Annotated in this window: 19 protein-coding genes and 1 tRNA gene; 11 read left to right on the plus strand and 9 right to left on the minus strand. The window is 38.9% G+C overall.

Annotation, left to right across the window (positions count from 1 at the left end):
* The 4 genes from BMW45_RS14605 (at position 1) to BMW45_RS14620 (ending at position 3,343) form a co-directional block, all read left to right on the plus strand.
* Entirely contained in the window at positions 1 to 795 is a 795-nt protein-coding gene (locus BMW45_RS14605; protein ID WP_092244950.1) for a carbohydrate-binding protein, read from the plus strand.
* A 216-nt stretch (positions 796 to 1,011) separates the two neighbouring features.
* Positions 1,012 to 1,944: a type I phosphomannose isomerase catalytic subunit gene (locus BMW45_RS14610; protein ID WP_092244953.1), complete on the plus strand. Its 933-nt coding sequence runs from the start codon at positions 1,012 to 1,014 to the stop codon at positions 1,942 to 1,944.
* A 16-nt stretch (positions 1,945 to 1,960) separates the two neighbouring features.
* Complete coding sequence (locus BMW45_RS14615) at positions 1,961 to 2,845, plus strand: ROK family protein (protein WP_092244956.1); 885 nt, start codon at positions 1,961 to 1,963, stop codon at positions 2,843 to 2,845.
* A 99-nt stretch (positions 2,846 to 2,944) separates the two neighbouring features.
* Complete coding sequence (locus BMW45_RS14620) at positions 2,945 to 3,343, plus strand: hypothetical protein (RefSeq protein ID WP_054791646.1); 399 nt, start codon at positions 2,945 to 2,947, stop codon at positions 3,341 to 3,343.
* A gap of 129 nt (positions 3,344 to 3,472) precedes the next feature.
* Here the strand turns inward: BMW45_RS14620 and BMW45_RS27845 are convergent, their stop codons facing one another.
* The gene (locus BMW45_RS27845) at positions 3,473 to 3,619 is read right to left on the minus strand and encodes a hypothetical protein (protein ID WP_038279905.1); all 147 of its coding nucleotides are present in this window, start codon (positions 3,617 to 3,619) and stop codon (positions 3,473 to 3,475) included.
* A gap of 110 nt (positions 3,620 to 3,729) precedes the next feature.
* Here BMW45_RS27845 and BMW45_RS27850 point away from each other — a divergent pair, with 110 nt between their 5' ends.
* Positions 3,730 to 3,882, plus strand: coding sequence for a hypothetical protein (locus tag BMW45_RS27850; protein WP_166433193.1), 153 nt, complete (start codon positions 3,730 to 3,732; stop codon positions 3,880 to 3,882).
* A gap of 934 nt (positions 3,883 to 4,816) precedes the next feature.
* On the opposite strand, the gene BMW45_RS14630 is transcribed toward BMW45_RS27850, so the two are convergent.
* The 6 genes from BMW45_RS14630 to BMW45_RS14655 form a co-directional block, all read right to left on the minus strand.
* A complete protein-coding gene (locus tag BMW45_RS14630) occupies positions 4,817 to 5,089 on the minus strand; it encodes a GNAT family N-acetyltransferase (RefSeq protein WP_092244962.1) in 273 nt (90 codons plus the stop codon).
* Between the two features lie 170 nt (positions 5,090 to 5,259).
* Entirely contained in the window at positions 5,260 to 6,183 is a 924-nt protein-coding gene (locus BMW45_RS14635; protein ID WP_092244965.1) for an ATP-dependent DNA ligase, read from the minus strand.
* The gene (ku, locus tag BMW45_RS14640) at positions 6,183 to 6,959 is read right to left on the minus strand and encodes a non-homologous end joining protein Ku (RefSeq protein WP_025234203.1); all 777 of its coding nucleotides are present in this window, start codon (positions 6,957 to 6,959) and stop codon (positions 6,183 to 6,185) included. The genes BMW45_RS14635 and ku overlap by 1 nt, the downstream gene beginning before the upstream one ends.
* A 106-nt stretch (positions 6,960 to 7,065) precedes the next feature.
* On the minus strand, positions 7,066 to 7,584 hold the full coding sequence (locus BMW45_RS14645) for a methyltransferase family protein (protein WP_092244968.1): 519 nt from the start codon (positions 7,582 to 7,584) through the stop codon (positions 7,066 to 7,068).
* A 91-nt stretch (positions 7,585 to 7,675) separates the two neighbouring features.
* Entirely contained in the window at positions 7,676 to 8,113 is a 438-nt protein-coding gene (locus BMW45_RS14650) for a DUF3788 domain-containing protein (protein ID WP_092244970.1), read from the minus strand.
* A gap of 8 nt (positions 8,114 to 8,121) precedes the next feature.
* A complete protein-coding gene (locus BMW45_RS14655; protein ID WP_092244973.1) occupies positions 8,122 to 9,051 on the minus strand; it encodes an AraC family transcriptional regulator in 930 nt (309 codons plus the stop codon).
* Positions 9,052 to 9,444: 393 nt separating this feature from the next.
* Here BMW45_RS14655 and BMW45_RS14660 point away from each other — a divergent pair, with 393 nt between their 5' ends.
* Positions 9,445 to 9,897, plus strand: coding sequence for a GNAT family N-acetyltransferase (locus BMW45_RS14660; protein ID WP_092244976.1), 453 nt, complete (start codon positions 9,445 to 9,447; stop codon positions 9,895 to 9,897).
* Between the two features lie 241 nt (positions 9,898 to 10,138).
* Here BMW45_RS14660 and BMW45_RS14665 read toward each other — a convergent pair.
* Positions 10,139 to 10,211: transfer RNA gene (locus tag BMW45_RS14665), tRNA-Val, on the minus strand.
* A 65-nt stretch (positions 10,212 to 10,276) separates the two neighbouring features.
* Entirely contained in the window at positions 10,277 to 10,915 is a 639-nt protein-coding gene (locus BMW45_RS14670; RefSeq protein WP_092244979.1) for a CatA-like O-acetyltransferase, read from the minus strand.
* A gap of 389 nt (positions 10,916 to 11,304) precedes the next feature.
* Between BMW45_RS14670 and BMW45_RS14675 the strand changes: the two genes are divergently transcribed.
* The 5 genes from BMW45_RS14675 (at position 11,305) to BMW45_RS14695 (ending at position 14,194) form a co-directional block, all read left to right on the plus strand.
* A complete protein-coding gene (locus BMW45_RS14675; RefSeq protein WP_092244981.1) occupies positions 11,305 to 11,541 on the plus strand; it encodes a hypothetical protein in 237 nt (78 codons plus the stop codon).
* Between the two features lie 136 nt (positions 11,542 to 11,677).
* The gene (lexA, locus tag BMW45_RS14680) at positions 11,678 to 12,268 is read left to right on the plus strand and encodes a transcriptional repressor LexA (RefSeq protein ID WP_092244984.1); all 591 of its coding nucleotides are present in this window, start codon (positions 11,678 to 11,680) and stop codon (positions 12,266 to 12,268) included.
* Positions 12,269 to 12,291: 23 nt separating this feature from the next.
* Positions 12,292 to 12,627: a DUF3837 family protein gene (locus tag BMW45_RS14685; protein WP_092244987.1), complete on the plus strand. Its 336-nt coding sequence runs from the start codon at positions 12,292 to 12,294 to the stop codon at positions 12,625 to 12,627.
* Positions 12,628 to 12,895: 268 nt separating this feature from the next.
* A complete protein-coding gene (locus BMW45_RS14690; RefSeq protein WP_092244990.1) occupies positions 12,896 to 13,207 on the plus strand; it encodes a hypothetical protein in 312 nt (103 codons plus the stop codon).
* Positions 13,208 to 13,261: 54 nt separating this feature from the next.
* Entirely contained in the window at positions 13,262 to 14,194 is a 933-nt protein-coding gene (locus tag BMW45_RS14695) for an ATP-dependent DNA ligase (RefSeq protein ID WP_092244994.1), read from the plus strand.
* The last annotated feature ends 282 nt before the right edge of the window (positions 14,195 to 14,476 follow it).

The following is a 14,476-nucleotide window of genomic DNA, read 5'->3' on the forward strand; positions in this document are numbered from 1 at the left end:
ATGGCGAATGTATCAATAGCTATAAGAAACCAGAATGGTGAAGTAAAGGCAACCGTATTGGGAGAGGATCAGGCAATCCTCGTGTTTGAAGGAGAATACGTAGAAGGAGATGCCATCGTATTCAAAACAGATAAAACAGGCGCACATTATGTAGTACGCATTGATGACTGCATGGATGAATCCTTTGTTTATCTGACAAAGGAGGAAGTAGTTTATACCATACCTTTTGGTGAGAAAAAGATTTCCTATAACCCGGAAGCCTTTACAGGGGAGCGTCATTATCTGACCATTCGGGAAGCCTTTGACTATGAGGCAGACATTTACAGGAACCTGGCAAAGAATGTCATGGACCAGCACGGAGATACAGGCTGTTTCCCTCATGCTTTTGCCAATGTGGAAACCAGAGGAGAAGCGGTGTTTGCGGCACGCAATGCCATTGACGGCGTTCTCGCCAACGAATCCCATGGTGCATGGCCTTATGAATCATGGGGAATCAACCGTCAGGATGATGCGGAAATGACCCTGGACTTTGGCCGCCCTGTAGATTTTGATAAGATTGCTTTGTATACACGCGCAGATTTCCCGCATGATAACTGGTGGGTAAAAGCGAAGCTAACGTTTTCCGATGGAACGGAAGAGGTAGTGGAAATGGAAAAGAGCGTGAAGCCTCATCTGTTTTCTTTGGAAAGAAAGAATATCACATGGGTGAAGTTAAGCGAACTGATAAAAGCAGATGATCCTTCCCCATTTCCAGCCCTTACTCAGATTGAGGTTTACGGAAAAGATTCTAAATAAGAATGTAAGAATGGAAGGAAAAGTGTCAGAATGAATCCGGATGACGGTCATTCCGGCACTTTTTTTCATAAGCTGAACATTCCCTTATAGCTTTGCAGATTCTTTGTTTCTAATTTTGGCATTCTTGAGAAAAAATAGAAATACCTCTTTTCCTTTTCCATTTATTCAGGTAAAATATAGGCAGTGTTCATTAATCACTCATAAGGAGGAAAACAGATGGAACTTTTGTTTCTGGAGCCTGTGTTTATGGAGGCCATCTGGGGAGGTACCAGACTTCGGGATGTATTTGGCTATGAGATACCAAGCGATACTACCGGAGAATGCTGGGCGATCAGCGCCCATGAGAACGGGGAATGTAAAATTGCAGGAGGCATCTATGACGGCAGGCGGCTTAGCGACCTGTGGAAGGAGAAACCGGAGATATTCGGGAATTATCCCGGAGACAAGTTTCCCCTTTTGGTTAAGATTATTGATGCGAAAAAAGATTTAAGTATCCAGGTTCATCCCGATGATTTATATGCCAAAATCCATGAAAACGGCTCCCTTGGAAAAACAGAGTGCTGGTATATTCTGGATTGTGAGCCGGGAACTGAGATTGCGATCGGCCATCATGCCAGGGACCGGGAAGAGATGGAAGCCATGATACGGGATCACCGGTGGAAGGAATTTATCCGGACTGTTCCAATCAAAAAAGGAGACTTTTTCCAGATCGAGCCTGGCTGTCTGCATGCCATCAAGGGTGGGACTCTGGTATTGGAGACTCAGCAGAGCAGTGATATCACGTACCGTGTATATGATTATGACCGTTTATCCAATGGAAAACCAAGGCAGCTTCATGTGGAACAGAGCATTGCTAATATAAGAGCGCCTTTTGAGGAAGAACAGGCTGTTCCGAAAACAGAGAAAGTACCAGGCGCAGTGCACACGCATTTAGTGACCTGCAAGTTTTACTCCGTAGATAAATATGATATTGACGGTGTCTTTACAAAAGAGTTCGGAAATTATTTTACCAATGTAAGCGTGATAAGCGGAAAAGGGTCGGTAAACGGGATTCCTTTGGAGGCAGGACAGCATTTCATCGTACCGGAAAAAAGCGGAGAGTGCAGATTTGAGGGAAAGATGTCTATCATCTGTTCCAATCCAGAGTAAAAGGAGGCAAATGAATATGAGACTTGGAGCATTAGAGGCAGGCGGAACAAAGATGGTTTGTGCCATAGGTAACGAAAACGGTGAGATTATTGAGCGTGTTTCCATACCTACTGAGACACCGGAGATCACCATGCCGAAGCTTATTGAGTATTTTAAAGATAAGGAAATAGAAGCCCTGGGAATCGGCTGTTTCGGCCCAATTGACTTAAACCGGAATTCGGAGACCTATGGCTATATCACTACCACCCCAAAGCTTGCCTGGGCCAACTATAACATTGTAGGAGTCTTAAAAGAAGCCCTAAATGTCCCGGTTGGATTTGACACAGATGTGAATGGCTCTGCTTTGGGGGAAGCTACCTGGGGGATTACAAAGGGCCTGGAAAACAGTATGTATATCACCATCGGAACCGGTGTCGGGGCAGGAATCATCACCAATGGAATGCTGCTTCACGGCATGCTGCATCCGGAAGGAGGGCATTTGCTGCTGGCAAAGCATCCGGATGATGATTATGAGGGAAAATGTCCTTATCACAAGACATGTATGGAAGGCCTGGCCTCAGGACCTGCCATAGAAGCCCGATGGGGAAAGAAGGGCGCAGAGCTGGCTGACCGAAAAGAAGTGTGGGAATTAGAAGCATATTACATCGCTCAGGCTCTGGTGGATTATATTATGATTCTTTCTCCTCAGCGCATTATTCTGGGCGGAGGAGTCATGCATCAGGAACATATAATGCCTTTGGTAAGAGAAGAAGTGAAGCGCCAGCTGGCCGGATATATCAAGACAAAAGAGCTTGAGGACATCGAGCATTACATCGTTTTTCCCAGCTTAAATGATAATCAGGGAATCATGGGAGCCCTAAAGCTGGCTATCAATGAATATCAGCTGGAAAATAGAGGATAATTGCCAATTTTCTCCTAGTGAAATTCCATTTCCTGTATGTTAAGATACATTTTGTAACAGAAATGTAATAATTACGTAACAAATAAGGAGGATATTACCATGAGAAAATTACCAGTATTCGTTTTAGCAGCAGCAACCGTACTTACTGTAGCAGGTGTACCTATGACCGCTCAGGCAGCAACCTGCTCGGTGTCAACAAGCAATTGCATTAACCTTTCAAACTGTTTTGGACAGTCTGGGGATCTTAACAGCATCTTAAGCAAGCTTGGCTGCAACAGCGGCAACGGTAATAGCTGCAGCAACGGTACGGACTGTACTACTGGTTCCAACTGCGCCAATGGTTCCAACTGCTCCAACGGTTCCACTTGCACAAAGGGAGCTACCTGCTCTGGCGGTAACTGTTCCAACAGCAAGAACAGCAGCTCTTGTTCTAAGACTAAGGGTGCAACCACAAACAATAGCCGTCAGTGCAAGTCATCTTACGGATATTGGAGATAATTATTTTTACGTTTTTTAATGGGTCGGATCCTATGTGTCCGGCCCCTTTTCTATGAATCTTTGGATTTTGCATTAAAAAAACAGCCATAAGGCCAATTCCGGCTTGTGACTGTTTTTCTTGAATAATAATCAACTTCCTTCGTTTACAATTTCCTCCAAAATATGGATCAAATCGTAAATGGTGTTAATTTGTACGTTTCGCTCCAGGATTTCATTTTTTAAGTCGATAGAAAGAGTCTCGAATTTGGCCTGGACTGCAGGAGCTATATATGACATATTCATCACCTCATTTTATGATGCGCAGCAGTGGATTGTATTATGCGTAAGAACGCTGTTTTTACATAAATCTTATATCGGCAGACCATACTATTGGTGAGGTGATGGAAATGGAGAAGAATAACCAGGAAAAGCTTTCCCAGAAAAATAAAAGTGAAATGAATCACGGCATGTCAGAAAAGGGCAAGCCGGAAAATCAGAATCAGACACATAATTCCCGCCGGGAAGGCATGGGACCAAATACAAAAAGAAGGTCGGATTAATCTTAAAAGGGGTGGAAACCAGATGCCATGGTTTCCTCCCCTTTGAGGTTTCATATTTATGATCGGGCAGTTTTACAGGACTCCTATCAGAAGCATTAGAAAAGAAGACATAACCAAAATGAGTTATCTGTCATTGGTAGGGCGGCGGCTGAGAGTTGTTATTGCCTCTTTCTGCTGCTGCTTTGATAAGTCGTTCTGTAATATTAATATATGTACTTATACCGATTATGTGAACAAGCTGAAAGTGCACGTAAAAAGGGAAGGGCGGAAGCAGAGCAAAGGAGAACTTCCGCCCCATGATGTTACATATATACTAACGGAAACAAATTTGTTTTGTGACGCAAATTAAAGAATTTTGTATATTACCATAAAGTTGTGACCAGCCGGAGCCGGAATTTGATGATCGTCTGCAGAAGATAACTGATTCCTGGTCTTTGGCAAAGGGAGTCTTTTTGCATAATAAGTGCTTTATCATACCACGTTCAGCAGCATGACGCAAGGTGGTTGGAAGAGCTGTAAAGATTGCAGAAAACAGTTAGATCAAGTGGAACGGATGGTACAAGCCATCAAATGAGACAACGGAGAAAATTATTGAATTTTGCTATATGTAATTTAATGTTTTTGAAAGTAGCTTTTGCGAAATAATAAGCTTAAAGATATCCCCATGATTAACCCTATTCCCAAATTGTTTATAACAGCAGCGAATATCAGGCCCAGACTGAGTCCCAGCGTCAGACAGTCTTGATAGGAACTGTCCCTATTATTTGAATTTAGCATCGTATGTACCTCTTTAGCATTTTTAAATATCTTACATCAGTTTTTGTATGAAGTACACTGGTATTTTATGAGAATGCAAAGACAGAACACCTGGCGAAAGCCGGTTATATCTAAAAGGAAAGCAGGGATTTAAGGAGGTGAAATAGCCGTAGAAGGGCTATTTCACCAAATCATTATATTCAGGATGTTTTTCGAACCATTTAATCGCATAGGAGCATGTCAGGATGGCTTTTTTATTTTCGGACCGTAATTGTTTTGCTACGGCCTCCATAAGTTGTCCTGCCACACCCTGGCCTCTGAGAGAATCATCTACATAGGTATGATTGATATTTACGGTATTCTGGTCAACTGCTGGAAAAGTAACCTCAGCAAGTAAGTTGTTATCGGAATGATAGAGATCGATTTTGTTTGAATCGTAAGTGAATTCCATATGCGCTACCTCCTGTTTTTGTAATAAAGCCATTATATCATTTACAATATGTGACATCAAGGATAACAAAGAATTAATAGGTGAAGCCCAAAGAGAGCCCTAAAGATACTACGGATTTCAGGGGGGAGAGTAAAATAAATAGGTGGGCTTCGGATTTCCGGGCCCACCTTTTATACCTTACATTCTATGGCTGGCTTATCATCTCGTATACCTTTGAATACAGGCTGCCTAAAGCCTTCTTTTTCAGTAGGCATTGATTCCACGATACAAACGAGTTCCGGGGCCAGCCAAACACAATCATCGTTTCCTGGTGGTACATAACCGAAAGGGGAGTAATCGATCACTTTATATTTATGCTCTTTTAATACTCTTAAGCTTACACCGAGTGTAACATGACCCTTATATACAAGTACATCATCATCGTATTGGCCAAGAACCATGCTGGTCATATTATTTTCTTTCGGAATGTATCCGCAGATCACACAATCGTCTGTGGACATTATTTTACATTTTACCCAGTCTTTGGTTCGTTTACCTTGCCAATAAAGACTGTCTTTTCTTTTTGCAACGGTTCCTTCGAGACCTTTTTCTTTAACAAGTTCAAATAATTTTATTCCATCATTTTCTATAAATCTTGAAACGGAGATTAAATGATTTTCAATTACAACATCAGTAAGATATTTTTTTCTCTCCATTAAGGGGAGCATAGTAATATCCTTATCTTTATAGTATAAGATGTCATAAGCGATGACACTGGCCGGATATTTATCGGCGGCTAATTTTATTTTAAATGAATTACTCATCAACGCTCGTTTTTGCACCTCATAGAAATCAGGGATGCCATTTTTGAGTACAAGCAACTCGTGGTCAATGATGCATTTCGTTTTAACCTGTCTATAAAGACTTTCCAGCTCTGGGAATATGGGAATCATTAGTTTGTTTCTCTTGTTTCTCATATCTGTTTTTGTGTCCAAAAAAGACAAAGTCCTGATCCCGTCCCATTTTATCTCGTAGATAAAATTTGGAGAATCAAATGGTTCTACCATTTCCGAAATCAGCATCGGGCTTATATTCCTGCTTTCAAAAATATCCATTATGCCAGCCCTTTGTTACTCTTTGTCATTTCAACTGTCTTCTTCATCGCTTCCATCAAATCGATGATGTTGTTTGGACTCTCTTTGTCAACATTTACTATCTCTTTTCCGGCAATTTTAGATTCAATTGCTTGCCGAAGTTTTTCCTGATATTCATCATGATATAAACCTGGGTCAAAAGCAGATGTCATAGAGTCAATCATTGTCTTTGCCATTTCAACTTCTGGATCACTGACCTCTACTTTTGCTGATGCTACGGGCACCGCCTGTATTTCGGCCTGATAATAAAGAGTTTTTGCAATGATTCCTTCGTTTGTCGGATATAATACGATAAGGCTTTCTGTTGTACCCAGGACGGTTTTTGCAATTCCCACTTTTTCCTGGGCTAACATTGCCTGTCTTAATAGTTCGAATGCTTTTTCTGCTCCCGGTTCCGGGACAACATAATAGTTTTTTTCATAAAATATTTGATCTACATCAGACAACATCGCAAAATGTTCTATGTGTATTGTCTTGTCTTTCTTTGTTTTTATTTTTTCCAGTTCATCTTCCGTGAAAGTCACATATTTACCCTTTTCGTATTCATACCCCTTTATAATTTCATTGCTTGTTACTTCTTTATTGCATGAAGGACATATTTTCTTTTGTCTTACTCGTTCGTGGGTATCTTTACAGAGTTGATTGAAACTTACTGATATATCTTTTGTTGTTTTGTATAATCCCACCGGTATATAAAGTAAACCTACGCTTATTGCACTTTTATGAGCTATGGCCATGATATCGCCTCCTTTTTGCTATTGTTTGAAAAAACGAGGATATTATGCAATGGTTATTTAAAATTAACCATTGCACTATTGATCGTTAGCCGGAGGAAGGGTATGATTAGATATACCGCTTAACCTTACTCATGTAGTTTACATACTCTTTCCCAAATTTGTTGATGCACCATCTTTCTTCGGAAAGTATAATCCAGTGTGCAGATATTTGAAAAACAAGCAGGGATATAAGCAGCAGAATAGAATGTGTTAACAATACACAGCTTAAGAAATATATGAAATAACCGATATACATAGGGTTACGGGAAATTTTATATATTCCGTTTGTATTTATTCCGCTTTGCCCAGGTTTTGCAAAGTTAACAGTGGCAATTATTAGAACACTGATACCTAAGAGATAGATATACAAGGCGATAAAAAACAATGGCGGTTTGGTCTGGATTTTTAAAAAAAGTGAATATAAGATAATAAAAGCGTTTGAAAACTGGTAAAAGAGGTAGGCAGCCTTTTCTCTGCCCTCTAATGGGGCAAAGAATGCGGCACGGCTTAACGCGTCTTTATTCATCATTTTTAACAAGCCGAACCTTATGAGAAAGATAGGTATTATTAATAGAAATGCATTCATTTTAAGCGCCTCCCTCTACCTGCTGCTATCGTGTAACATTTTAGAACTTAACTTTTTACTAAATTATATCATAGCTGCTAGAAACGGTCTATTAAACACGGCCGGCTCGCAGCGCAATCAATTCCCTTACATCACACAATATGTTTTCACTTGTTACGTTTATCGCCAATGATTTACCGCTTGTACCAGATTTGGTCTGAATATATAAATCTTGTGTGTATTCGTCGCAAAGGGGAATTAGCAGGTCAGCTTCGGGGGATTCTTTTGCTCCCACATTCACGAGGGCTACGAAATACCCTTTCTTTGGGTAAAGTGAACACAATGCTTTTCCGCTTTTTTTGTATTTTACATTCCAGCCTTTCCAAAAACCTTTATCCATAGAGCAACAGCTATAAAATAATTTCGATTTTGCATTGTATGTCTGCTGTAAATGATCAGCCAGACTATCCCATAAAGGAGTATCGACAAATTCCCTTATTTCTTTATCTAATGGTTCATGTCCGCTATTGAACAATTCACTCCACAACATATAATCACCTACTTTTTTTGATCAATATCTGATATGGGTATCACCCATAATTCCATTTTGCACATTTGGGGATTTACACTTATATATTTTTCTGCTGAAAATGGCTGCGTTGATAAATTGTGTTTTGGAAGCCAAACGAGAAACAAATAATTCATGCTTTTATCTAATGCCGAAGTTATCAATTCTTCGAAACTCTCCGCTTCAAAAGAACACACGATATATTCGGCGGCAGGAAGTTCCCAAGTCACTAAATCACTATATGCAGTTGTGCCAGGAATTGCAGAAGCACCCACAAAATAGGTAAAAGTACCATCTTCATTTTCACCGAAAGAAGAAGCGGCAAACTCTATGCCGTTTGGCACAAGCCCCTTTATTCCCTCTTTTTGTTTATGAAATTTATCCCACAACAGGCCGGGCACATCAATGCCGGTTGTATCTCCCAGCGGGGTTTGCTGAGATATCGAAACTGGCGCAGAAAAACCAATGTATCGTTCTGGAACAACTATTGTTTTGCGCGATATTTCCAAAACAATACTGTCAGTAATCAGCGGCACATTTTCGTCAATCATTGTATAGCCAAGCAATAAATCAGGTTTCATAATCTGATTCAGCCGAACAGGATTGTTGCGGTATTCCTCTGGAGTTATTCCAAATGCGCTTTTGAATGTTTTTGTAAAATGCTCATGGCTATGAAAGCCACATTCAAGGGCAATATCCAGTATGCGCCTGCCCTTATCATCGAGCGTTTCACATGCCCTTGCAAGCCTGCGCATTTTAACGTACTCATTTACAGGACGCTTCACAAGGCGGGTAAACAGGCGTTGAAAATAGAACGGCGAAAGAGCGGCAACCCTTGAAAGTTCTTCAGGCGAATAGCTTTGCGCTAAATTGTCTTCAATGTAATCAAGTACTTTTTGGATTGATTCCCATGCGTGCATAATAAAACCTCCATTATATATTATTATTTACTATGCTTTCATTCTATATAATAAATAAGTTGCCCGCTTGTTTGCCAATGCTCTTTTTTGATTTGGTTCATGTAACAAAGTCATAAATTTCACCACTCAATCATACCACATAGCTATAAGTCTTATCGTGATGTTAGTCTTAGGATTCATATTTGAAAAAGGTATAGGAGAAGTTAAGCGGTCAATAGATGGTAGTGGCTATCTCTTTTCGTATGCTATTACTCTAATCAGACATAAAGTTACGCATTCCATATAAACTGCTTATTCATTCTAAGAAAGGAATGTTTATAATTTGAATTATGAAACTATATGATGTATAATTACATGAAATATTTTTATGTATCCAGTTAAGGGGGAATATTTATGTTTGAGTTTAAAGATTTTGATTATTTAACCGATGGAGAAATTGATTTAAAGATTGAAGAAAAAGCTCCATCTAATGAGGAAAAGGGTTATGTACCGGCATATAAATACAAAATTACATTACATAAATCAGACGATGGCATAGGTGCTATTGACATTCGGATCGGGGACAATGAAAACTTATATTACGGGGGGCATATTGGCTATATGATTAAAGAAGGTTATCGAGGAAACAGTTATGCTTCAAAGGCATGTAAAATCATCAAAAATGTAGCGATTGCCCATGGGATGAATAGGCTTATAATAACATGCAATCCAGACAACTTTCCATCACGAAAAACTTGCGAGAAAGCAGGCCTTAAACTTAAAGAAATAGTAAATTTACCACCATATAATGAAATGTACGAAAGTGGAGAGCGACAAAAGTGTATCTATGAATGGATCTTAGGATAACTATTATTTCAATTTATTGTATGTTTTGAATTAAGGGAACTTTTTAATAAGTTCCCTTAATAAATGGCAAATAATTATCACTAACAACAAATTTTAATATAGGAAAGAACCTTTTAAACCAGTCCCTTAAATGGCTTATTTTTATACCAGGGAGGCCGGAAGGAGCATTTAAAATCAACATTAAAAAAATAAGACCCCAGTATATACAATGAAATCTTGCATCTACCAGGGTAATAAATAATGGAGACAACAGGGCTCGAACCTGCGACCCTTTACACGTCAAGCAAATGCTCTCCCAGCTGAGCTATGTCTCCATAGGAGCATTGTAACTGAAAACCTGAAAAAAGGCAAGCGAAATTCTTCCATAAATTTAAAGATTTTACTGCAGCCAATCAAGGTGATCACACCTGCTTTGAAGCTCCATAAAAAACTTTGATATATGGAATCCATCCATGAGGGCATGATTGGCCAGGATTGTTACCGGTACCTTTAAGCTTCCCTCTGATTTGAAATACTTACCCCAGGTAATACGGGGATTGCTGTCAGCTGGAATCGGAACCGGTTGAATGATAGACGTATAGCTCACCCATGGAATGCTGGAAAAGTAGAAGAGCTGATCCTCGTCTTTCCCGTCCGAAAGAGACTGGGACTGTCTGGCCATTTCCTGCCGCTGCTTTCCATCCTTAAGATAAGCGCCAAAGGGCAGTCGGTCGTCTGCGGTGCAGTAACAATAGTTTTCGTCTTCTAAGGCAAGAGTATAGGAAGGGATACAATGGTCATATTCAATTATTCCATCTCCATGAATGCGGCGGCGGAATTCCGGGATAGAGTTGGCTGCCTGAGCGGACGCATAAAGGAAAGTCAAATAAAAGGGCAGTTCTTTTTCTTTAATAGCGCTCATGAAATATGTAATGTCCAAATTTACGGTCATACCTACGTATGGGTAAGCGAAATTGCGGAAAAGGTTAAATTGATCTTTTCGCTGATAATGTTCCATGTCAAGATGTTGATAACTCATAAAATACACCTCCTGATTTTATAAACCAATTGCGGCATAGAGCCTTAGGGAGAGGAGCAGGTAATATGCGCAATCATGATACAAAAAAATACCGGAAACCTTATAATAATAAGGAAAACCGGCATTCTTAAGTATATTGTCAATCGGAGTAACAGGATTTGAACCTGCGACCTCTCGGCCCCCACGAGATTCAAAAAGGCTGATAAAATAAGGGGTTTTGAAGACAATATTCAAAAGGTAATCAAAAAGGTAATCACTTATTATGAAAGGAGAGTTTCGCACATCGTAAAGATTATGTATTAAAATAAGAAGTGTGGGGTTGACATATTTTTTATTTTAGTACATAATCAAACTATTATATTATATTATATTAATAGTGAGGTAATCTTATGCCAAGAGGAGTTCGCAAGTCACCACTTGAAAAATTACAGGAAGAACTAAAAAGTACACAAGATTCGATAGAACAATATAAAGCTGCAATCAAAACACTTCAGGAAAGAGAAAAGCAAATACAAGAAGGAATTAAAGTTGAACAGCTTAAGGATTTGTCCACCGTACTTGAAGAGAATAATATAACGATTTCAGCATTAAAGGATTTAATTGCTAACAGTGATAAAACTAAATAATAATACAAATAGGCTAGTCGAAATGACTGGCTTATTTTTTTGTAATCACTATAAAAAAAGTAGCACAAGTGTTTACTTTCCTAGAACATATGTGCTATAATTGATTATAATCAAAAATGAAAGGGTGAGATGTCGAATGAAAAAACTGTCTGATAAACAAAAATTAGTATACGACTATATCAAGCAATATGTCAAGCAAAATGGATATCCACCTACAGTGAGAGAGGTGGCAGATGAGCTAGGTAAATCAGCTTCTACCGCACAATTTCATATGCAGAAACTGGAAGAACTGGGACATATTGTCCGAGATCCTGCTAAACCTAGAGCATACGAACTTAAAGAGTTAAATAATAAGACTGTTGACATACCCGTACTTGGTACTGTTGCCGCTGGATTACCGTTATATGCAGAACAAAATATAAGAGAATATTTTCCAATCCCTGCCGAAATAGCCAAGGGTAATGACTATTTCATGCTTAAAGTAAAGGGTGACAGCATGATTAAGGTTGCGATTTATAACGGTGATCTTATTTTAGTGAGTAGGCAGTCCTATGTAGATAATGGAGAAATAGCAGTAGTATTGGTAAATAATGAAGCAACAGTAAAACGCTTTTATAAAGAAGATGGGTATTATAGATTACAGCCAGAAAATGATTTGATGCCTCCGATTATCGTGTACAATGCCGAAATATTAGGCAAAGTAGTTGGAGCGTTTAGGACTATGTAAATAAAAAACAAAGGAAGATCGTCGTGGTATACTATATTAACAAGCAAGCTATAGAGATAAAATCGCAATTTGATGGGGTTTTACTGACCTCAACAAATGAATGCTGTTGCGCAATTGGAATTCTGGCAAAAATATACGGCCTTCCTATGCCAACAAAATTTGAAACTCTAGAAGAGATGAAAGAAGATTTACACAAACAAATTGACAGAAAGCCTATACCGTCTGAATATGCATCAAAAGTAATTAACATGCTCGACGGATATATTAAGCCAGACACTATCACAAATGAATTATATGACCTATTGCAATATGCTTATAATGAGCAGCACGGATTTGAACCAGCTTACAAACCGAAGTAAAAACAAGGAAGCACTAAAGGCTTCCTTTCATTTCCACTATCAAACGAACATACATTCGTATACAATATAATCGAGGTGATTAGATGTTAGGAAAGTGTCGACTTGCGCCAGACATTAATAGGTGTCCCCATTACATTAGAGAAAAAGAAGGCTGTGGAGCCGACCATACAAAATGCGGATTTTTCCGGAACCCGGAGACTAAAAAGGAAATAGGCAATCAAAAAGTGCCTAAATGGTTTGAGCAATACTATGATAGGTAGGAAGAGATATGGGCGTATTTGGAATTGGTACTAATGTAAAAAGAATTGATAGCGGAATAATAAGGGGCACCACATACCCCATTGCTTGCATGGCCTGGTATACTCCTGGCTGCCCTCCCAGGCCGTTGCTATTTAAATTTGAGGGCAAAGACGGGATTTTACAGACGATAACTGATCTTAAAATAAGCCATACTGATTTTAAATGTTATGACGGTGAGCAAGTCAATGAGTATAGGTGTGATGCGATAATCGGTGGTATTCTATTTGGATTTAAGCTTATTTTCTACATCGTTAGTTGTCGATGGGTTATGGTCGTTTGAATAAATATTATCGCATATTAGCACACTACCACTATTAAAAAGGCGGTATGTATAATGGATATGTTTGATGAAAAAGGTATCAAACCTATGCTAATATCAGAAAGAGTTGATCCGTATGACGATGTGGATTCTATCTTTGAGCTTAAATTTGACGGAATCAGATGTATTGCATATATAGATGATCAATCTACTGATTTAAGGAATAAACGGAATATGATGTTATTGCCAAGATTCCCGGAATTAGAACTATTACATGAGGGCTGCAAACAGAAATGCATACTTGACGGAGAGTTAATCGTATTAGTCAATGGGAAGCCAGATTTTTACGAAGTCCAAAGAAGGACGGTCTTAACTGATCCCTTTAAGATAGAACTAGCGTATAAAAAACACCCAGCCGGTTTTGTGGCTTATGATATACTTTACTATAAAGACAAACCCGTAACTGATTTGCCGCTGATGGAGCGCAAAAAGTTGTTGGACGAAGTAATATCAGAAAGCGATATTTTGTCAAAATCTCGATACATTGAAACTGATGGAATAGCAATGTACAAATTCGCGGAAGATTTCAACTTGGAGGGTGTCGTTGGAAAAAAGAAATCAAGCCTATATTGGTTTGGGAAAAAGTCAAAAGAATGGAAGAAAATTAAAGTACTCAAAGAAGAAGATTTTATATGCATAGGTTATATGTTCAATAAAAACAGCATGACTACCCTGATACTAGCGAAGTATGATGACAAGAATAAACTAATTATTACGAACCATGTTTCTCTCGGAGTAAGTATCGCTAAGCTTAAACAACATGGCATGAAAATTTCCGATTGCCCCATAGATAGTTTAACCGGATATGCCGATGCAACATGGATTGAGCCAATGGTATGTACTATTGAATATATGCCTTCTGAGAAAGAAGGAATACGCCAACCGACATTCAAAAGTGTGCGAGTCGACAAATTGCCTGAAAAATGTAGATTACACAATACACATTGATTTATAATAAAACTCAGATTTGCTTAAAATATGGGAGCTAAAATGCTTCTATATTTTTTAACAACGAAAAGAACATATGTACGATAAATAGCAATTTAACTAATAAAGCTGATAAAAGCGCTTTGGTTGACAAAAACCAGTTTATGTATGCGTATAATGCCGCTGACTGGAAAGTTTTATTAGGCTTGGAAAATGGCTGGTTATTTGTGCGGATCGTAAATATTAATACAGGTGTCAACGTCTATAATGGTAAAGTACAACTCACATCATTTTAAATGATCA

The sequence above is a fragment of the Lacrimispora sphenoides genome, from assembly GCF_900105215.1.
Lineage (GTDB): Bacteria > Bacillota > Clostridia > Lachnospirales > Lachnospiraceae > Lacrimispora > Lacrimispora sphenoides_A.